Annotated in this window: 15 protein-coding genes and 1 pseudogene; 10 read left to right on the top strand and 6 right to left on the bottom strand. The window is 22.9% G+C overall.

Annotation, left to right across the window (positions count from 1 at the left end):
- Positions 1-73: 73 nt before the first annotated feature.
- Positions 74-1,696: a hypothetical protein gene (locus tag Lyticum_RS01550; protein WP_322498569.1), complete on the bottom strand. Its 1,623-nt coding sequence runs from the start codon at positions 1,694-1,696 to the stop codon at positions 74-76.
- Positions 1,697-1,887: 191 nt separating this feature from the next.
- On the opposite strand from Lyticum_RS01550, the gene Lyticum_RS01545 reads away from it, so the two are divergent.
- Positions 1,888-3,441 (top strand): ABC1 kinase family protein, encoded by a 1,554-nt coding sequence (locus Lyticum_RS01545; RefSeq protein ID WP_322498568.1) that lies wholly within the window; start codon positions 1,888-1,890, stop codon positions 3,439-3,441.
- Here Lyticum_RS01545 and gpmI read toward each other — a convergent pair.
- The gene (gene gpmI, locus Lyticum_RS01540; RefSeq protein ID WP_322498567.1) at positions 3,407-5,023 is read right to left on the bottom strand and encodes a 2,3-bisphosphoglycerate-independent phosphoglycerate mutase; all 1,617 of its coding nucleotides are present in this window, start codon (positions 5,021-5,023) and stop codon (positions 3,407-3,409) included. The two genes, Lyticum_RS01545 and gpmI, sit on opposite strands and share 35 nt — an antisense overlap.
- Positions 5,024-5,125: 102 nt before the next feature.
- On the opposite strand from gpmI, the gene Lyticum_RS01535 reads away from it, so the two are divergent.
- From Lyticum_RS01535 to Lyticum_RS01525, 3 genes are all read left to right on the top strand, one after another.
- Positions 5,126-5,677, top strand: a complete 552-nt coding sequence (locus Lyticum_RS01535) for an RNA pyrophosphohydrolase (RefSeq protein ID WP_322498566.1) — start codon at positions 5,126-5,128, stop codon at positions 5,675-5,677.
- A 56-nt stretch (positions 5,678-5,733) separates the two neighbouring features.
- Positions 5,734-6,159 (top strand): hypothetical protein, encoded by a 426-nt coding sequence (locus Lyticum_RS01530; protein WP_322498565.1) that lies wholly within the window; start codon positions 5,734-5,736, stop codon positions 6,157-6,159.
- Positions 6,160-6,621: 462 nt separating this feature from the next.
- A complete protein-coding gene (locus Lyticum_RS01525) occupies positions 6,622-8,010 on the top strand; it encodes a porin (protein ID WP_322498564.1) in 1,389 nt (462 codons plus the stop codon).
- Positions 8,011-8,167: 157 nt separating this feature from the next.
- On the opposite strand, the gene Lyticum_RS01520 is transcribed toward Lyticum_RS01525, so the two are convergent.
- Entirely contained in the window at positions 8,168-9,523 is a 1,356-nt protein-coding gene (locus Lyticum_RS01520) for a TolC family protein (RefSeq protein ID WP_322498563.1), read from the bottom strand.
- Between the two features lie 325 nt (positions 9,524-9,848).
- On the opposite strand from Lyticum_RS01520, the gene Lyticum_RS01515 reads away from it, so the two are divergent.
- Genes Lyticum_RS01515 through Lyticum_RS01505 form a run of 3 tightly spaced genes read left to right on the top strand, consistent with a single transcriptional unit; the run spans position 9,849 to position 11,703 of the window.
- On the top strand, positions 9,849-10,526 hold the full coding sequence (locus Lyticum_RS01515) for a phosphatidylserine decarboxylase (RefSeq protein WP_322498647.1): 678 nt from the start codon (positions 9,849-9,851) through the stop codon (positions 10,524-10,526).
- On the top strand, positions 10,523-10,870 hold the full coding sequence (locus Lyticum_RS01510) for an aminotransferase class III-fold pyridoxal phosphate-dependent enzyme (protein ID WP_322498646.1): 348 nt from the start codon (positions 10,523-10,525) through the stop codon (positions 10,868-10,870). Before Lyticum_RS01515 ends, Lyticum_RS01510 begins: the two co-directional genes overlap by 4 nt.
- The gene (locus tag Lyticum_RS01505; RefSeq protein ID WP_322498562.1) at positions 10,870-11,703 is read left to right on the top strand and encodes a CDP-alcohol phosphatidyltransferase family protein; all 834 of its coding nucleotides are present in this window, start codon (positions 10,870-10,872) and stop codon (positions 11,701-11,703) included. The genes Lyticum_RS01510 and Lyticum_RS01505 overlap by 1 nt, the downstream gene beginning before the upstream one ends.
- 57 nt (positions 11,704-11,760) lie before the next feature.
- Here the strand turns inward: Lyticum_RS01505 and dnaE are convergent, their stop codons facing one another.
- Positions 11,761-15,429, bottom strand: a complete 3,669-nt coding sequence (dnaE, locus tag Lyticum_RS01500) for a DNA polymerase III subunit alpha (RefSeq protein ID WP_322498561.1) — start codon at positions 15,427-15,429, stop codon at positions 11,761-11,763.
- Positions 15,430-15,686: 257 nt separating this feature from the next.
- Between dnaE and rplM the strand changes: the two are divergent.
- Both rplM and rpsI read left to right on the top strand, forming a co-directional pair.
- Positions 15,687-16,103, top strand: a pseudogene (rplM, locus tag Lyticum_RS01495) (50S ribosomal protein L13); the annotation flags it as partial.
- Positions 16,104-16,412: 309 nt separating this feature from the next.
- On the top strand, positions 16,413-16,943 hold the full coding sequence (gene rpsI / locus Lyticum_RS01490; protein ID WP_322498560.1) for a 30S ribosomal protein S9: 531 nt from the start codon (positions 16,413-16,415) through the stop codon (positions 16,941-16,943).
- A gap of 324 nt (positions 16,944-17,267) precedes the next feature.
- Here the strand turns inward: rpsI and Lyticum_RS01485 are convergent, their stop codons facing one another.
- Both Lyticum_RS01485 and Lyticum_RS01480 read right to left on the bottom strand, forming a co-directional pair.
- On the bottom strand, positions 17,268-19,352 hold the full coding sequence (locus Lyticum_RS01485; RefSeq protein ID WP_322498559.1) for a M24 family metallopeptidase: 2,085 nt from the start codon (positions 19,350-19,352) through the stop codon (positions 17,268-17,270).
- Between the two features lie 25 nt (positions 19,353-19,377).
- The gene (locus Lyticum_RS01480) at positions 19,378-20,715 is read right to left on the bottom strand and encodes a hypothetical protein (protein ID WP_322498558.1); all 1,338 of its coding nucleotides are present in this window, start codon (positions 20,713-20,715) and stop codon (positions 19,378-19,380) included.
- A gap of 93 nt (positions 20,716-20,808) precedes the next feature.
- On the opposite strand from Lyticum_RS01480, the gene Lyticum_RS01475 reads away from it, so the two are divergent.
- A complete protein-coding gene (locus Lyticum_RS01475) occupies positions 20,809-21,900 on the top strand; it encodes a DUF6765 family protein (protein ID WP_322498557.1) in 1,092 nt (363 codons plus the stop codon).
- Positions 21,901-22,055 lie beyond the last annotated feature (155 nt).

The following is a 22,055-nucleotide window of genomic DNA, read 5'->3' as shown; positions in this document are numbered from 1 at the left end:
TTAATATTGATACATAAATCTGATATTTAATATCAAAAAATTATATAATGCATAACTAAAAATATTGTTATATTTAAGATATAACTCTTTGATTATTTACATCACTATTTATATTCAGATATTTTGTTAAATTTATATATTTATCAAATTTCTTTATCATTGACTTTAATATAATTGAAAAATTTAATAAAATTAACATAGGAAAATGCCTATTATTTATATTAAATAATATAATATTATTAGAACTATTTTCTATTATATCAAGTCTAATTTCTTGTTTTAGTTTCTCTAAGATTATTTTTTGTTCAAAAAATTCTTTATTTTGTTGATTATTTTTATGTGATTTATTTATTTGACATAATATTTTATTAATAGCAAATACTGTATCTAATTGATATTTTAAGTGTATTTTTTCGTTATGTCTATTTGAGACTAATTGTTCTATATTATTGATAGAATTATTAATATTATTTTTAAATTCTTTTTCCTGAATTTTTTTCTTATTTAAATCAATATAAGTTTTAATAACATTAATATATAGCGCAGAATTTATCAGATTTTTTTCAATATTTTTTAATAAAAGTAATTTTTTATTGTATTCTTTATCATTTATATCTAAATTACTTATTAAATCTCTAACATAAGAAAGAGATCTTATTGTAGATTCCTGATTAAGAATTATTTTATTTATATTTCCTCTTATATTAATATCTAATTTATCAATATATTCACAGTATTTAATTATATTTTTTTCTAAATATTTTAGATTATTCAAAGATTGATATTGATGATATTTTTGTTGAAATTCATTTATTATAGTATTTGCAATATTATTATCATAAGATATTGTAATTATTGGGTCAAAAAACTCATTACCCATAATAATTTTAAAATATTTTAACTCATCTTCATTTAAATTTATTCTATTATTAAGTTTTTCTTTTACTTTTAAAAGAAAAATTTCAATTTGATTAAATGCATCATTTGTATCTGTATTATTCTTTATAAATTCTAATTTTTTTAAACAAGATTCAATATTTTCAAATTCTTGTTCATTTTCAGATTCTTGTTTATTTTCGGAGTTATTTTTAGAATCTTGAATATACAAACCTTTTATGGTTGGTAAAATACTTATCACAAAATCTATTTTTGGTGAAAAACCAGAATCATATTTAAATACATCATCGATATATTCTTTTTGATGATTAAATTCAAAACCTCTAGAATCAAAAGTGCAATTTTCGACTAGTATCGACAAAAATTGATCAACATTCTCATTTTGATAACCATAAGTCATCAAAAGCATTTTAAAAAGAGATTTTATATCAGCATTACCATCACAAAATGACATTATACAACCTGATATTAAAGCTGTATTTTGATCTGCATCAAACACACTTATTATTTTAAATCTTTCTATAATTTGAGATTTATTTAAAGAATATTTTGCATCCTTAATAGATTGGAGAAGAGGAATAAATTTTTCCACTTGAAAAATATTTTCGTTATTTATTTGTGAAATAATTACTTCACATAATTTTACAGCATGATATTTTAAATCTTCATAAACATTCTGTGCAAGAGCAATTTTTGCTTCTACATCATCATTATTAAGATTTTCAACATCATTTCTAAAAATATTTATTCTATTATCTATTTTTATATTAAATTCTTTTATTATATTGTGAAATTCCATATATTTATAATTTTTTGATTTACTTTAAAGAACGCGGAGTTTATTATTATTATAAATTTTTGATGATATTTTATTTTTATTAAATAGACACTGTATCATACAATTATAGATATTTCAATAAAATATACATATATAATTTATATTAAATAAATAAATTTCAATAAAAAATATTATATATAATAAAAAATATTGTGATAAAAAAAATAAAATTTTTTTATAATTTTCTGAGAATACTTTTTATTTTAATTAGTAGTAATCTAATTTTTTCTATTTTTGGAATAATACTGAGAAAAAATAATAAAAATTCTAAATTTCCTCTCAGATTAAAAAAATTTCTCATAAGATCAGGTCCTGGATTTATAAAATTAGGGCAATTTTTAGCAACTAGACCAGATATAACTGGTCAAGATATCGCTCAAGAATTATCAACCCTTCAAGATAAAGTCGAACCAATTACACTTGATCAATTAAAAAAAAAATTACAGGATAGAGAATTTTTAGAATTATTACTCAATGAACATATAGAAATACAAGATAAACCAGTAGCAGCTGGATCTGTTGCACAAGTTTATTTTGGGATTATAAGAAATACTAAAACACCTGTTGCTGTTAAAATATTAAGACCTAAAATTAAAGATGAATTGCTGAGAGATTTATCGATATTATCTTTTTTATTAAAAATATTATTTAAGAAATTTAAGAATGAAAAATATCATAAATTACAAGATATCATTTTAGTTATTAAAAACTCTATATATATAGAGACTAATATGAGATTAGAAGCTTCTTCGTGTAAAAGATTACAAAACGAAGCTAAAAATTCAAATTTACCTATATTATTTCCAGATATTTATTGGAATTTATCAAATAATGAAATACTAACAATGAGTTGGATAGATGGATTTCATATTAATAATCAAGAAGAATTACATAAAAATAATATCAATCTGAGATTAGCATCTATTAATTTAGCTAATACATTTTTTACACAATATCATAAATATGGATTTTTTCATGCTGATATACATCCAGGAAATCTAATTATTGAATATAATACTCATAAAATTTATCTTATAGATTGTGGTATAGTAAGTTTTCTTGATAATCGTAATAAAGTAGCAATATCACAAATCTTATATGCATTTATTAATGAAGATTATGACACAGTAGCTAAAATATATTTAGAAGCTGGATATATAAACAAAGATCAGCCTCTTACAACTTTTTCATTGGCTTGTCAAGCAATATGTAGTCCTATAAAAGATCTTCCTGCTAAACAAATATCTATATCCAAATTATTAAAAGATTTGTTATCAATAATGTCTGAGTTTAAAATGGAAATCCAGCCACAACTTATATTATTACAAAAAAGTATGATTAGTTTAGAGGGAACATTACGTATACTGAGTCCTGAATTAAATATGTGGGAATTAGCTAAATCATGGTTTAAAAATTATCAAGAAAATAATAAATATTCTCATATTTCAAATTTTATAATTAATTCTATTGCTAAAAATTTTAAGTTATCAAATTATTACTTACATAATCTCAATAAAATATTTAATATACATAATATAAATCAGAATATAGATAATAATTTTAATAAAAAATCTGATAACTTAGATAATTTTATTAAAGATAATAATAATATTTATTATAATAAAATAGATTATAAAATTAGGATTTTATTTGCTATAATATCATTTTTATTTATAACTCATATTTTATATTTATTATTTCAATAATGAATTTTGCTATATCAGATAATCCAGAGGAAGGATTTTTTATAAAATACTTGTTAAATATATTTTTATATATTTTTATATTTTTTTTATCATAAAAATTCTCATCAGTATATTCTTCAGTATTTTTTTGATTTATTCTATAAAAATAATTATCATAATATATTACAGGAACATTATTAGATGTATGTGCTGTACATTTCGTATTTTCTATATAATTAAACATTTCTTCTATATTACCATGATCACTAGTTAAAATTAGCTGATAATTAGAATTATTACATTCTTTTAGTATTTTTCCAAGTTGCTTATCTAGTATTTCACAAGCTTTAATGGAAGCGTCTAGGTTTCCTGTGTGACCCACCATATCTGCATTTGCATAATTTACACAAATAAAGTGATACTTTTTACTTTTCATTTCTCTTATTAAAGTATAAGTTATCTCTTCAGCTGACATTTCTGGTTGCATATCATAGTATGGAATTTTAGGTGATGGTATTAATATTCTATCTTCATTAGGATATGGATTCTCGTTTCCTCCGTTCAAGAAAAATGTAACATGAGCATATTTTTCTGTCTCAGCAATTCTTAGTTGTTTTAATCCCAAATCGGAAATCTTTTTTCCTAAATTATCTGTAATAACTTCTGGAAAAAGTATTATATTTGAATTTATAGAATCAATTCCAGTATCACTTATAGTATATATATTATTACTTCCAAGATGATTTATAAGAGCATAAAGTAACTGTCTTATTCTATCAGATCTATAATTGAGACATAATATTAAATCTTCTTCTTTATTTATTCCATTGTAATTAATTCTTGCAGCTGGTATGATAAATTCATCGTATATACCAGAATTATAGCTATTTTTTATATAATCTGTTATTTTTTCAAAAGTATACTGATGATTAGTACTATAATTGATATTGCCATATGATATAGTTTCAAATGCTTTTTGCGTTCTATCATGTCTATTATCTCTATCCATACCATAGTATCTTCCCATTATTGATGCTATTGTTATGTTATGATTATTGTAACATAATTCTTCTATTTTAAGAGCATATTCAATAGCACTAGCGGGAGAAGTATCTCGTCCATCAGAGAAAAGATGTAATTCTATTTTAATATTATTTTGAGATAAAAAACTTGCTATTTTAATAATATGATTAATATGACCATGAACTCCTCCATCAGACATAATTGCAATTATATGCAATACTTTTTTATTAAAAAATAGATTATTTGATTTAGATAAAGTTGATTCATTGATTAATCTATTTAATAATAATTTAAAATTTGGCAATTCAAAAAAATTACCGTTTTCAATTAAAGAATTAATTTTTGGTAATTTTTGCAAAATAATTCTTCCTGCTCCAATAGTCATATGTCCTACTTCAGAATTTCCCATTTGACCATCTGATAATCCTACATGACATCCACTGGCTCCTATATAAGAATGTGGACAATTTTTTATCATTTCGTCGTAATATGGAGTATTAGCTAATTCTATTGCATTATGATAATTCTTTTTTAATAAAGATTTACCCCAACCATCCCATATACATAAAATAATAGACATTGATTATATAATTAAATTTTTAAATAAAAACTTTGTATTTTATCTGTATATTGTATATACCATATAAACGGTTAATATTATTTTAATAAAATTTTGTATTCGGTGTCAGATTTAAAAGTTTTGAATTGTAATTTAAATTCCAAATATAAGAAGTATAATCATAATAATCAATATAGATTAGGTGTTGGTGCATTTATTTTTAATAAAGAAAAAAAAGTGTTATTATGTCAAAGAAATGATAAAATTAAAACTGCTCTTCAAATGCCACAAGGAGGAATTGATGCTAATGAATCAGAAAAAGAGGCTTTATTTAGAGAATTAAAAGAAGAAATTGGTACCAATGATTTTTTAATCATAGATCAATCTAAAAAAATGTATAAATATAGATTTCCTAATTATATATTGCGACATCAAAACTATGATATATGCTATATGGGACAAAAACAAACTTGGTTTCTTTTATATTTTGCTGGATATAATCAAGCAATAAATTTATTATCTACTAATAAACCGGAGTTTTCATCTTTTATATGGTGTGAATTAAATGAAGTTCCAAGATGTGCTGTAAAATTCAAGAGGAAAATGTATAAATCTCTTGTAGCAGAATTTAGCAATAAAATTGCAAATTTTAATATAGAGAATTATATAAATTAAAAATATTTTAGTAATATTAATATTTTTTCTATTTTATCATATGAAAGTGAAATAATATGTCTAATATAAAAAATTGGAAAATTCTTGAGAGATATGTAAAAATTATTGAAAAAAAAATAGAAAATATTCAACTTTCTTTAAATAATTGTAGATGTTATATAACATCTTTGGAAAATAAAGTATATAAAATTGATCAAAATATTATTCAAGAGCAAAATTTTGTAAATATTAATGATAATAATTCATCTTTATACTTTGGTTTATTCTTAAATGAACAAAATAAAAATAAAAAAAAATTATTGTCTGATATAGAGATTCAAAGAAAAACAGAAATTCAACTGGAAAATGAGATACATGATATGTTTATAACAAAACAACAATATTCTCATATTATAAAAAACATAAAAAAAGAGATAAAAGATGAAAATGCTAATATTGAACAGAAATTTTTAGATGAATGGAAGTCATCGCCTGATATTTAATTTTTATAAAAAAAACATATAGCAAAATAACTAAATTATTTTATTTAAAATTCATCTTCAAACATATTAAATATATAAAATAGTATAAATAATTTTAAGCAATCAATATATAGTTGTAAATAATATAAAAGTACAATATAAAAGTACAATTTATTGATCAACTAATAATATAAAAAATATATATAAAAAATTACATAAATTATTAATTATAAGTAATAAAAATTATATTTTATTATCATTATTATTAGTGATTTCTAATATTTTTTAATAATTTTTATATTAAATTATTTTTCAAAAGATAGGATATATTCGTATTCTCAGTTGATTTTTAGTAAAAATTTGTTAGTAGATAACATTGGTATTTAACTTCAACATTACAGTTAAGTAATTTATCATTAATTTTTAATCACAAATTTGTTGATAAAATAAAATAAAAACAACTTTTAATCAAAAAAAAAATAAATGAAAAATAATATAAAAATTTTAACCATTTTATTATCAGTATCAATAACAACATCAATGGATTTTTTATATGCAGACTCTCAAAATACAGAAAGTCTGAATACTATTGATATTCTAAAAGACGTTATTATTACAAATAAGACTGCTGCAAATAAAACAATGTCTACAGTTGCTAATAAGGAACCACTTAATGTTAGAAACACTTCAGGTGTAGGCGTAGAAATTGGAGGAAAATTAGATATGCAATATGGATATAACTCAGTGGATAAATGCTTTAAAATAGATGGAATGTCCCAATGTGGATTATCCTCAAGCAGTTATTCCCCTAAAAAAATAGGAAATGTTACTGGATTAGGTACAGATACTAGATTTTCATTAAATATTTTCAAAAGAACAGATTCTATAGATATTTTTGGAGCATATCTTGAAATTCAAGCAGATAGAGATACTAAAAATGTTGGTAGACAATCATATATATATATCAATAGTAAAGGGGGAAGAATTGAAATTGGTAATATGGATGGTGCTAGTACCAATATGCAAGTCTCTGCTTCAACTATAGCTTTAGGAACAGGTGGAATAGATGGCGATTTAAGAGGTTGGAATAATTTTAAAGCACTTATTGTTGGATCCAACCAGTTAGCAGACAATATGTTTATAAATAAACCACGTCTTCCTATGAATTGTGTAGAGAAAAAACAAAACCGTATATCGTACTATACACCTCAAATTTATGGTCTCACATTAGGATTTTCTTATGCACCAGATCCATCAGATAGCCCAAATAAATTAGGAAGTATAACCTCAGTTTTAAGTAATAATTATTATTATGTTGATCTTTTTGATATAGGAGCAAAATACGAAAGACAAATTATGAACTCTGTCAATTTTTCTACATCATTGACAACACAATTTAGTAGACATAATACACAAATTAATACAGCGAGTTATAACGATATGTTTGCCTATGAGATAGGTGCAAAATTTGATATAGATGCTTGGAGCTTTGCTGGATCTTATGCTAATCAGAATAAATCTTTCTGTTTAAAAAATGAGACAGGAAAAAAAGATGGAAATTACTATACATTAGGAACTTCTTATAAATATAGTGATGATCTTGCTTTTAGCTTAACTTACTTTTATAGCTTGTCTCAAGCAAATGCATATCAATCTAATATAATTGGAGTATCTGCATCAAATAATGGAGAAAATAAGAGTAAAATTATATCTATTGCTACAGAATATTTATTAGTTCCTGGTATGAAATATTATGCAGAATTAAATCATTATAATTATAAAAGTGATGTTGTTAAAAGAACTAACTCTTCCTTGAAAGTAATAGGAAATAATGGATATACATTTCTAACTGGATTAAGGGTACAATTTTAACTTAATAAAATTTTATTATAAAAATTTTAATTATATTAAATTATAACAGCTTTCTATAAAAAGTTGTTATAATATTCTGAATTTACTTATAATTTTATATATTTTTTATTTATATATTTTTTTATTTTGATATTTAGTCTATAATTCATAAAAATAATTAATTATTTGAAATTTTTTTTATTTCTTCAAGATCACCAATTAAATAATGAAATCCAACTACTAATTCAATAAAGATATTTTCTTCTTGTAAAAGTCTTATTTTACTATTAAACAAATCTACTTCGCCTTTTATAACATCTATCATAGTTTTTATACCTGCCTCGTATTCTGATTTAAGTGCTTTATTTTGAGAATTTCTTGCTACAATATCAGCTTTATATGCATTGATTTTAATCTTAGATGTATTTATTGACCAGAAATAATAACGAATTTTACTTAAGATTTTTTTTCTTTCGTTATTAAGTTGAAATTTTATAGATTCTCTTTGACTTTTTGTTAATTTAATATTCGCATATTCAATTCCACCATGAAAAATAGGAATATTTACTTTAATTCCAATTCTTGTACCTCCATATATATTCTGTGCTATAACATCATTTTTACGATTAGCAACTGCATATAAATCAACTTTAGGACCTAAATTACCAAATTGTGCCTTAACATCATTTACACTTTTTTCATACAATTTTTGCAAATGTATTAATGTTTTATTTTTTTTTAATGTAATTTTTTCTATCTGATTAATTTCATCAAAATTACTAAACTCTTTTGTTAATATTATCTTTTTCATATTATTTGGTGGATTAATACCAACTATTTGCTTAAATAATTCTTCTGAATTGTTTTTTTCTTCTTCTGATGTTGCTATTTCAGCTTCTGACATTGATAATTGAGCTTTTGCTTCTTCTAGATCTGTTGTGTTTGCTAAACCATATTTCCATTTTATTTCAATATTATGAAGATTCTTTTTTAAGAGAAAATTTTGATTATTAGATAAATCAAGTTTTAAACGACTATAAATAACGTTTTGATATACATTTATCGTATTTGCAATTAAAGAGGCTTTGTCATTTTTAAATCTAGCTTTTAAAGAGTCTAAATTAGCTTGAGCACTTTTTAGGTTATATATATCAGATAAAGAATTGAAAATATTTTGTTCATAATGTAATGATCCTCCTTTAAATAAATTAATTTTATCAATTCTATAATAATTATTGTTATTAATGTATGAAGAATTATAAAGTTCTTCTCTATTATGAGTTAAATATACATTTGGTAAAAATTTTGAGATATTTGCCTGCTTTATTGCTTGGCCTGTTTTAACATTCTCTTGTGAAGATTTTATAATATCACTATTATCTAATGCTAATTCTATAGCTTTTTCTACATTTATTAAAATATTTGTATCTTGTTGCGCAAAAACATACTTTTGATAAATTATTAATAATAATATACTATATATTAAAAATTTATATAAAAATAATCTATTATTAATAAATAATAAAGTTTTCATGATGATAATTTATTCATTGATTATAAAAGATTTTAGTATAAAATACAAAGTAATTCTTAGTTTTACATTAAAACTTTAAGTGCTCAAATTTTAATGTCATTCTAATAGTAATACAATATTAATTATGATATAGTTTAATAAATATTATGATGTTTATATGAAATTCTATATATATCTAATATCATTATTTATTAATTAGCATATAAAATAATTTTTATTCTTAAGAATTTTAGAGATTCTACTAATTTTATATTCATAATATAAAGTTATATTTATTTAATAATATTGCTATTAAGCAAAAAATAAGAATATAAAAATAAATTATCTGAATTTTTTAAATGTTAAAATGATAAATATTCATAAAGAAGGATACTTGATTATCTTACTTTTCGTTGTTTTGGATTTAATATTCTTTTCTTTTTCTAATAAATTAGGATGGATAGGTATTATAGGAGTTGTATGGTGTGTTTACTTTTTCCGTGATCCTAATAGATTCACTCCACCTGGAGATAATATTATTGTCAGCCCTGCAGATGGTATAATTCAAATGATAACTACTGCTGTTCCACCAAAAGAATTAAATATGCCAGAAGTTCAAATGAATAGAATTAGTATATTTCTTAATATATTTGATGTTCATGTTAATAGAATACCATTATCTGGAAAAGTCAATGGATCTCATTATAGACCTGGTAAATTCTTTAATGCATCATTAGATAAAGCAAGCATAGATAATGAAAGACAGTCAATTTGGATAAAAGATAAATATGATCAGGATTTTGCTGTTGTACAAATAGCAGGCCTTATAGCGAGAAGAATAGTTTGTGATTTATCTATTGGTTCTGATGTCAATACAGGAGATCGTTTTGGCATCATCAGATTTGGAAGTCGAGTGGATTTATATCTTCCATTAAATATAAAACCTAAAGTTATAACTGGACAAAGAATGATAGGAGGAGAAACAATTATTGCTGAGAATATAAATATAAATAATCTTAAATAATTCTTAAAAACAAAAAGCATTTTATAAGTTTTAGTGGAGGATATCATGGTGATACATTAGGATGTATGTCATTAGGTAAGGAATCTGGATTTCATAATAATTTTACTGAATTACTTTTTGATGTATTATTTATTCCATATCCATCAACATGGAATAATGATAAAAATATAGAAATAAAAGAACAAAATTCTATATTAGTTCTAAAAGATTATATTAACAATAATACAGACTCTATTGCTGCTATTATTATTGAGCCTCTTGTACAAGGCGCAAGTGGTATGAAATTCTCAACTACTCAATTTATTAAAACAATTGTAAAATTTTTGTTAAAGTTGTTTATATAATGAAAAAAAGAAAAAAAAAATATAAAGGAAATATGCCATTACATAAGCTTTTTCCAAGTATTATTACTATGATGGGGTTATGTAGTGGTGTCACAGCTATAAAATATGCAATGGATGGTCAATTCAGTTTAGCTATAGCTTTTATTTTTTATGCAGCTCTTTTTGATATTATTGATGGTAGAATTGCCCGTATTTTAAATGTAGCATCCGAATTTGGGGCTCAACTTGATTCCCTTTGTGATCTTGTGAATTTTGGTGTTGTTCCTGCAATTGTTATTCATTCTTGGTGTGAAAAATATATAACCAACATATCTCCTATTGAAAAACATGCTTTATGGATTGGTGTTTTAGTTTATGTAAGTTGTACTGCAATGCGACTAGCAAGATTTAATATTCAATCTTCTAAAATAGATTTCTCTTCAAATAATCCTATCACAAAAATTTATCAAAAATTAATATCAGAAGGAAAATTTTTTAATGGTGTACCATCTACTATAGGAGGATTATTAGTTTTATTTCCTATAGTTGTAAGTTTTGATATTATTCCAGGTTATAAATTTTCAATTTGGATTATAATGATATACATGATATCTGTTGCTTTATTAATGGTTTCAACTATTCCTACTTTGAGTAGCAAAAAACTTGTTATTCAAAGAAAAAATGCACCTATTATAATAGTATTTATTCTATGTTTTTTTGTAATAGTATTATTAGAACCATGGATTTTAATGCCTTGTATGCAAGTTTTTTATATAATTACATTACCAATAACTTATTTTAAATGTAAAAAAATCATTAAAATTGAAAATACAAAAAATATTATTGATAATTAAATTAATCAATTAATTAAAAAGTTAAAATTAAATTCGATCTCTAAGAATTCAATAAGATTAATATCTTATATTAGTAGAAGTAAGTTTTAAATTATTAAATTCTGCAATAATATCTGAATTTAAGTATTTTTTTAAATTATCTATTTGTTTTATAGTTAATTTCCATGGTATATCTGAGCTCATAAATATGTTAGATTTGTCAATCTTTACAATAATACTAACATCACAATTATACTTATCTTCTAGATTAGAATTAATATCAGAATTTTTATTTTTTAAATCACATATTTGATTAACTAAATTAAAATCATCATAATTTTTAATTATAATATTGCATTTATAATAAGAAGAATTGACAATATCGCTAAATAGCCATACTTTATCTACTATAAGCTTCATTCCTCTATCATCATTTCGAGCATTAATTTGTAACAGAATTATACTACCTTCCTTAGTGATATAATCATATTTATTAAGAATTTCTTCTGAAAAAACAGAGCATTCTATTGTTCCATATTGATCTGCGATTTGAATAAAAGCATATTTCCCAGTTCTTTTTCCTTTTCCTGATCTAATTCTGCTGTTTGTTACAACTCCTGCTATTTTTATAATTTTCACAAAATTTATTGATTCTTTCATAATATTTTCAATATCTGATGAAAAAATGACTTTTTGACTTTTTAAAATTTGCTCATATTCCTGAAGAGGATGTTCAGTCAAGTAAAATCCAAGCGCTTCATATTCTTTTTGCAATTTATTTAATTTATTCCCTGATATTGTTTTTTTTATAATAATTTCTTCATCTTCATAAGAATTTGTATCAAATAATTTCATTTGTTTATTATTAATATCTTTAATTGATAGACGATTTTCATTACTACAATATGACATGATATTTTCGATATTATCTAAAATATCCATATTATTTTTAATAAAAGAAGAAAATACATCTGCTTTAGCTAATTGTTCAATAGCCTTTTTATTTAAACCGAAAGGCAAACATCTTTTTATAAAATTTTGAATATTGGAATAAAATCCATTTATTTCTCTTTCTTTTATTATTTCATCCATAATTTTACTTCCAATTCCTTTAATTCCTACTAATCCAAACGATATTGCATATTCTCCTTTAATATTTTTTACTAAACTGAAATGTGATTTAGATTTATTAATACATGGAGGAATAATATCTATTTTATGTGCTTTAACATCTCTACATAATGTAGAAATTTTATCACTATCATTAATATCAAGATTAATTGATGCAATGAAAAAAGCATGTGGGTAATTGGCTTTTAAGTAAGCAGTATGATATCCGATAACAGCATATGCTGTTGCATGTGATTTATTAAATCCATATCCAGCAAATTTATCAACTATATTAAATATCTCTTCAGCTCTTTTTGTATTAAATCCACGAGAAACTGCTTTTTTAATAAAAATATTACGCTGAGATTCCATTTCTTCTTTATTTTTTTTCCCCATAGCACGTCGGATAATATCAGCTTCTGCTAATGTAAATCCTGCTATAATTTGCACAATTTGCATCACTTGTTCTTGATATATAATTATACCATATGTCTCTGCAAGAGCATCTTTTAATGATGAATGAATATAATCTATTGGTTCTATTCCATGCTTTCGATTTATATAAAGAGGAATATTTTCCATTGGACCAGGACGATAAAGAGATGCAAGAGCAATTAAATCTTGTATTGTATTAGGTTTTAGTTTTTCAATAGCTGTTCTCATTCCAACTCCTTCAAATTGAAAAATACCTATTGTTTTTCCTAAGCTTAAAAGTTGATATGTTTTTTCATCATTAAATAAAGAAAAATCTAAATCTAAAGATTTTTTTTCTTCATATTCAGTATTAATAATTTTACGTGCATTATCAATCATAGTTAGTGTTTTTAATCCAAGAAAATCAAATTTCATTAGACCTGCAGCTTCTGCATATTTCATATTAAATTGAATAGCTATAATATCTTCCTCATCCGGTTTATATAATGGTACACTTTCTATTAATGGATTTGCGCTAATTACAATGCCAGCTGCATGCAAAGATGCATGTCTATTCACACCTTCTAGTTTTAATGCTATATTAAAAAGCTTTTCAACATCTGGATTTAAATTCCGCATATTTTGTAACTCTTTATCAATACGTATTGCCTCCTCGAGTGTTATAGGAAATGCTGGGTTATTTGGAATCATTTTACAAATTTTACCAACAAAAGAATATGGCATTTGTAAAACTCTCCCAACATCACGTAATACAGCCCTAGCTTGTAATTTCCCAAATGTAATAATATGTGCTACTTTATCATTGCCATATTTCTTGCGAACATACCTTATTACTTCATCTCTACGAGTTTGACAAAAATCTATATCAAAATCTGGCAAAGATACTCTATCAGGATTCAAAAATCGCTCAAATAGCAAGTTAAATACTATTGGGTCTATATCTGTAATCCCCATTGACCAAGCTATAATAGATCCTGCTCCAGATCCTCTTCCAGGTCCAACTGGAATATTGTTATCTTTACTCCATTTGATAAAATCCGATACAATTAAGAAGTATCCTGAAAATCCCATTTTTTTTATCACTTGTAATTCATAATCTAATCTCAATAAATATTTATTTCTTTCTTCTATACTTTTTATATATTTTATACGATCTTGGAGACCAGAATTACTCAAATCATTTAATAATTGATCCTCAGTATAATTACTATCGTCATTTATGAAACGTGGAAGACATGGAGTATTCCCTTTTAAAATATAATTGCATTTCTGTGCTATAATTACAGTGTTATATATTGCTTCTGGTAGATCAGAAAATAAATTTAACATTTCTTCATAGCTTTTAATATAATACTCAGGATCTACTTTGTTGCGATCCTTTACATTTATATAAGTTCCTTCTGATATACAATTAAGAGCATCACATGCATCAAAATCCTCAGAAGCTAAAAAAAAAGATGGATTAGTTGCAACTATTGGTATGCCGAACTTATAAGCAAAACTAAGTAAATTATATTCAAGATTAGAATTATTTTTTCTATTATAACGTTGTATTTCTATATAGCAATCTGCTCCACATTCGATCAATTTTTCATACATGAAAATAGCCTCATTTTCACCTAAATTATTATATATATTATTAAAAAGGCTATTTTCTTCTCCCATAAGAATAATTAGATCTTCAATATAAGAACAAAAATCATTAAAATCTATAGGACTGGGCACAGATCCCTTTACACATTCAATATGTGGTTTACTTGTTAATTTTAAAAGATTTTTATAGCCATTATGAGTTTTAGCTAACAATAAAAATGTTCCTGTGATTGATTCATCATTGTGATTTGTTTGGAATTTTATCTCAATAATAGTTCCAGATATTGGTTGAATTCCAGATTTTGTGCATTTTAATGAAAACTCTAAAGCTCCAAACATATTTCCTATATCTGTTAATGCTATAGCTGGAATTTTATTGTTTTTACAATGCTTAACAATTGTATCAATTTTATTACTACTTTTTCCAAGAGAAAATTCAGAATGTACTCTTAATGGAATAAAGATGTTATAATCTGTATAATTTTGAAATTTATTAGAAAATAAAGTTGTTTCCTTATTTTTATCAAATAATTTAGATTTTTTATTTTTTTTATGAGCTATTTTTATTATAGAATTTTCATTTGAATCGTTTTTTAACTGTTTTTCCATATCTAGATTTCTAAATTTTTTATGTATAAATTTTTATTAGTTTTCAAATGATTTATAAATCTTAATAAGAATTCTATCAATAATTATAATTAATTATAATACATATTAATTTATTGAATCTTTTTAGTTTAAGTTAAATGTATATTTATATAATAAATAATAAATGTAGATAATTAGTTGCCCTATTGACAAGAAACTATCAATTGATTTATTATTAATTTTCATACTTCTCATGATAATTTTATATATTAAATACAATGGGTAAACTAAACTCTACATTCATGGCAAACCCTAAACATATAGTAAGAAATAGTGTTGTTGTAGATATTTCTGGTATTTCTCTAGGAAGAGCTGCTGCTAGAATAGCACTTCTGTTAAGGGGAAAACATAAACCTTATTATACACCACATCAAGATTGTGGTGATTTTGTTATAATAATAAATGCTAATGATGTAAAAATCACTGGTAATAAATTAAAAAATAGAGTTTATCATTGGCATACTGGATATCCTGGTGGAATAAAAAGTCGATCTTGGGATAAAATGACTCGTGAGAGAGTTATAGAAACTGCAATAAAAAGAATGATGCCTAAAGATAGTCCTCTATCTAGAAAACAATTTGCAAGATTACGTATATATCCTGGAGAAAAACATCAGCATCAAGGTCAAAATCCTGTTTTATACAAAGTAAATACACATTCACATGGAATTTTTACAGAATCTTGTCAAATGACAGGATGTGATAGATCATTCGGAATGAAAGGATTTTCAGTATCTGCAAGTCAAAATACTTAAATCCTGATTTTTAAAATAAAAATAAAAAATAAGTAAAATGTAATCAATATATATAATATTTTTGCTATAAAAATTAATAAAATAATAATATTTTAAAAAATCTTTAAAAAATTGTAAAATTATATATAACTCTATCATAATATCAATTTAATACCGACACATTAATATTCTAACTGATTCTTTATAAAAATGACAAAAATAGAAATACCAACTGTAACACATATTAATAACAAAATAGTTGCTCCTATCAATAAGTATTCCAGAGGAGTAAGGAATTTTAAGATTTCAGAAGATTTGAAACCAAAAGTTGGAAGAAGGAAAGCATCAATAGCTAGGGTTTGGCTTATTCCTAAATCTCAAATAAATACTAAAATAGAAGAAGGAATAAAGTCAGATTTTATTATAAATGATCGTGATTTTCTATCTTTTTTCCCAATAGGAAAAAAGGATAAATTACAATCAGCTTTATATATGCCATTTAAAATAGCAGGTATCAATTCTAATGATTATGTTATTGTTGCAACAGTAAAAGGTGGTGGAACGACAGGACAAGCAGACGCTATAATTTTGGGTATAGCACGCAATTTAGCAATTATAAGTGATGGTTGTCATACTATGATGCGCAAAAATGGATATCTTACAAGAGATAGTAGATCTGTTGAGACTAAAAAATCAGGTAAACCTAAATCAAGAAAAAGTAAACAATTTTCTAAGAGGTAATTTTTCTTTAAAAAAATTAAGGAAAAAATATTTAAGTATAAATATTTTTATTGTAAATATTTTATAATCAAAATTATTACTTTAACTATTTCTTACTATTTATATTTAATAATATAAGATATTTTACTTAGGTTAAATAAAAGATTTTCTACAAATTTTTTTTATTAATAGTTATTTTTATACTTTTTTATACTTAATATTATAATTAATTTTATATGTTTTTTATTTTTTGTATATTAAAAATCATATAATTGTTGGAATTTAATTATTACTTTAACTATTTCTTACTATTTATATTTAATAATATAAGATATTTTACTTAGGTTAAATAAAAGATTTTCTACAAATTTTTTTATATTTTTTCAGCCAAATACAATCTGTTTTGGTTAAATTTTCTTTTATTATCATTTTTTCATCTATTGGAACAATCGTTAAACATTTAAATTTTAACATATTATTATACTTACATTTTTTTATTACGTATAAATTTTCAATTCTAATACCATATTTATTTTTTAAGTATAATCCTGGTTCAATTGAAACAATCATTCCATCTTCAAGAACTTCTTCTCCATATATACTTATAGAATGAGGACCTTCATGAACATTGAGAATATGCCCTACACCATGACCAGTACCATGAGAGTAATCTTCTCCAATTTCGTGTAGAAATTTTCTTGTAATTGAATCAATTTCTTTTCCATTTGTTCCATATTTAAATTTAGTACTTGCTGCAGCTATATGACAACGTAAAACAGCAGTAAAATATATTTTCTGCTCTAATGTTGGATTCCCAATAGCAATAGTACGTGTAACATCAGTTGTGCCATTAGGTCTAAAAGTATTTTTATTATTTAATTTATATTTTTTATTATTTTTGTATTTATTAGTTATGGATTTCAAAATTGATCTATTATATTTCAAATAATTAGAAGAATAATAATGTGCTCCGGAATCTATAAGTAATATATTATGAAGGCATTTATGACCTTTCTTTAAAATAATTTTATTAGTTTTTTCATTTGGAGTATAATGAATTATTGCTCCATTTTCTGCAAAAGCCATAATTGTTTTAAAGCTAGATCCAGCAAATGTTCCACAAGAAGTTTCAATTCTAAATTCTAATAATTTTTTTACAGCATTTAATTCATCAAGATCTACTAAAGCAATATCATTCTTATCAATTAAACTATTTACCCAATTAATAAATTTAGTAACCGCTATTCCATCTATTAAATGTGCATCTATAAATCCGTTTATTTCATCAATATTTTTAATTGCTTTTCTTTTTGTTAATTTATAATAAAAAATATCCGAATCGTGTTTTTTCTGTTTATTTTTTTTATCATCTTTTAATAAGTATGAGTTTTGGTAAAAACCACGAGTCAGAGTTTTTTTATCAAATAAAGTTATAACTTTATCTATTGATAGATCATATATTTCTTCTAATGGATAAATATCTATTTTTAATATATCAAAATATTCTTTATCAATATATTTTTCTTTTATTTTTAATTTCTTATCAGAAGATATACTTTTTATATTAGATTCTTGAATATTATTAATAAACAAAGTATTTATCTCATTCTTCTTAAGAAAATTATAAATATTTTTATTAATATAAAGATAATGCCTTTTATATTTATTAATTATTAAATATGATAATACAATTCCACTATAATCAATATCAGATCCTCTGATATTAAGTAACCAAGATATAAAAGAAACATCTGATATCAGTGCTGAATCAGCCCACTGTGGCATTAAATTAATAAGAAAATCTAATTTATTTAAAGAATTCTCACCAGCGATATTTGTATTAATAATCCATGGTAAATTTAACAAATCTGATTGATTAGAAGATTTTTCAAATGGTATATCTACAATATCTATATTTTCAAATAATAATTCTAATTTTTCATTACATAAAAAAGGATCACATCCTAATTTTTTTATTTTTAATAATTTTAATAAATTTTGGATAATTTTTTTATCTTTTATATCAATAACTAACCAATTTCCAAAAAGCTCATGATTTACTTGTGTTAAATATCTACTATCTGTTATAAATATATTAAAGTGATTAATTATATCAAATTTTTCAATATCTTTTGAATAATCTATATTAGATATATTAGAATTATCACAAAAAATTAATGCTATTCCATTTGATCCGGTAAATCCGGAGATAAATTTAAGATTATTGATATTAAGATTAGACCATTCATCCCAAGATGGAATTATATATCCATCTAGATTATTATTTTTTTTATAAAATAAAAATTTCTTATAGAAATTATTAAAAATTACATTATTTTCTTCAAAATAAGAATTTTTTTTATTAAAATGATTTTTTAAGATAATAATAGAATTATTACTTTCAATATCTTCTATATTTATTCTATTCATATATTTAATATATTTTTAATTAAATTTAAAAAATAAAATTTATACCGATTGCAAATCCTTGTGATAGATCTTTATTTATATGATTTTTTTTCTGTAAGGAAATATATTCTATATAAAAAATTTTTTCAATTTTATTAATTTTTCCTTTTAAAAGTTTTATTTTTTCTTGTAAAAAAGATTCTTTATTTCTGTAACGAGAATTTATTATTTTTTTAGCATGAATTTTATAGCTTCCTGTAAATGAAAATCTTTTCAAATAATTAGGATTGTAAAAATTATAATAATTTTGACTTAATTTTGCCCACATTTGTTTAGCATTGATATTAAAAGGACCAATTTCATATCCAATACCAAAACCATTACTTATTGATTTATATCCCATAGAAAATGATGTAAAGAATTCTTTACCTCTATGATGTAACAAAATATCTTGTCCAAGAATAAAATTATTAGAATTTATACCAAATAATATATTATTTTTTTTATTAAATCTTAAAGAATTCCCTATCTCAAAAGTTGTCTGTGTTATTATATTTATCCCATCTCCCATAGGTTTTGCTGTTTTTACAGCAAATCTGATAATTTCTTTTTGATCATTAATTTTCCAATATTTTTTATAATAATGATTTTTAGGAGGAAATATATTTTGGCTATAACTAATTCCTATACGATGATATTCTTTCAAAATAGGAGATAAATAATTTATAGAAATAAATTGACCAGTATGCCAAGTTTGTAATCTACCTGTGTCTGCATATTGACTTACATATGGATTTTGATGTGAAAAATTTTTTTCTATAATAGAATATTTATTGTTATATATATTTTTCTTATTGAAATCTCTATCAAGAATCATATATCCACTCAAAACTTCAGGTTCAGCGAAATTAATAAAGAATTCATCTGGTCTCGAATTTTTATTTAGTGTAATAATTCCATATATTGTTTTCATTTTTAATCCATAATTAAGTAACGGATAAAATGCTTTTTCATTAGGGTTTTGTTCATAATTCTTTATATTTCCTTTAAAATAAAGAATTATAGGATTATATTTTTTTATAATATTAATCTCTCCTATGAAATTTCCACGTATAATATTGTAATTATTTATATACAAATTTTCATATATAAAAGTATCAGAATTATTATTTTTTATATTATTTTGATTAATTTTATTACCAAAAAAATTGATTTTAAAAGTTAAATCATTATTAATGATGTTTTTGTTATTATATGGAGTAGCAATAGATTCCTCACTATAAATTAAAATAAAAGTAAATACAAATAATACCACTTTTAATTGTATATTTGTAATATTTTCTTTAAAAAAATTTTTATATTTAATTTTTTTTCTTTCTTTCATAAAAAATAATAAATTATTCTTCCTGACTATAATAGAAATTTTTATTCTATATATTTATTACAATAACTAAATTTTATTTATATAAAAAACTCTATGGATGTAGAATTTCATTATTATATAAACTTTCTAGTTGCTTCAGCAGCAGGTTTTAATCCAGAAGAAGCATATACCATTGCTTATAGTTCACAATATGTTGATGATAATACTGAATTAATAGCTGTTTTAGATGAGACCTGCAAAGATTATTGCAAAAATATTTATTGGTCACAACCAACCCAGGTATATAAATTAGATGTAAAATCAAAAATAATAGATCAAATATATTTAACTACTCATTTTATTCCAGGTAGTTGGAAAAAAGCTTCTAAGCTCCGATTAGATAAAATGGTTAATCTTTTAACTGTAACACCAAATAGTCATATTGCACAGAGTATTCTTAAAAAAGCATTAATTAATCGCAATTTATACCGCATTGGGATAGCTTCACATGCATACTGTGATACATGGGCACATCAGAATTTTGTTGGTCGTCATGATGCTTATAATATATGCAATAAACTTTCTTATCATATAGCACCATATCTTAATAAAAAATTGCTGGCAATTGGACACATCGAAGTATTAGATAATCCTGATTTAATAAATAAATGTTGGATTGATTCAAGATTAGAAAAATATCATATTAATAATAAAAAACGTTTTTATAATGCTGCTTATTGCTTATACATACAATATAGACGTCATTATTTTTATGATTATAGAAAAAGTGATTCATATAAAAAAGATAAAAAATGGAGTGAATTATCCATATGGCTAAAAAAAATAATCACAACTGAATCTATTGATCATAGATATGATATGTATAATCAATCAGTAAAAATATTATATAATACATCTCTTAGAGAATATGACAATCTCGACTGGAAAGTACGCTGCTTAAAAAAAATATCACATTACTCAATAAGTAATATATCAAATTCTATAAAAAATAATATAACCAATATAACGAATATAACAAGTTCTTTTTCTGAACTATATAACGATTGGCAAAACATTGCTATTACTAATAATAAAATCTATTGCTGGTATAATAGACATTATACTAATGATGATTGGTATCATTTTCAAGAAGCAGCACGTGATCATATTAATTATGCTTGGAATATTATAGAAAATCGTATTTGATATGTTAATTATTAAATTATCAGTATATAAATATAAATTTATAAATAAAATATATATTCTTTTTAATGAATAAATAAGTATGTTCTAGATATCCATATATTCGGCAAAAATATAATGTCAATAAAAAAATACATTATAAAAAAAAATTTATTTGT

The sequence above is a fragment of the Lyticum sinuosum genome, assembly GCF_034471385.1.
GTDB classification, from domain to species: domain Bacteria; phylum Pseudomonadota; class Alphaproteobacteria; order Rickettsiales; family Midichloriaceae; genus Lyticum; species Lyticum sinuosum.
This window is presented reverse-complemented; position numbering and strand designations above follow the sequence as displayed.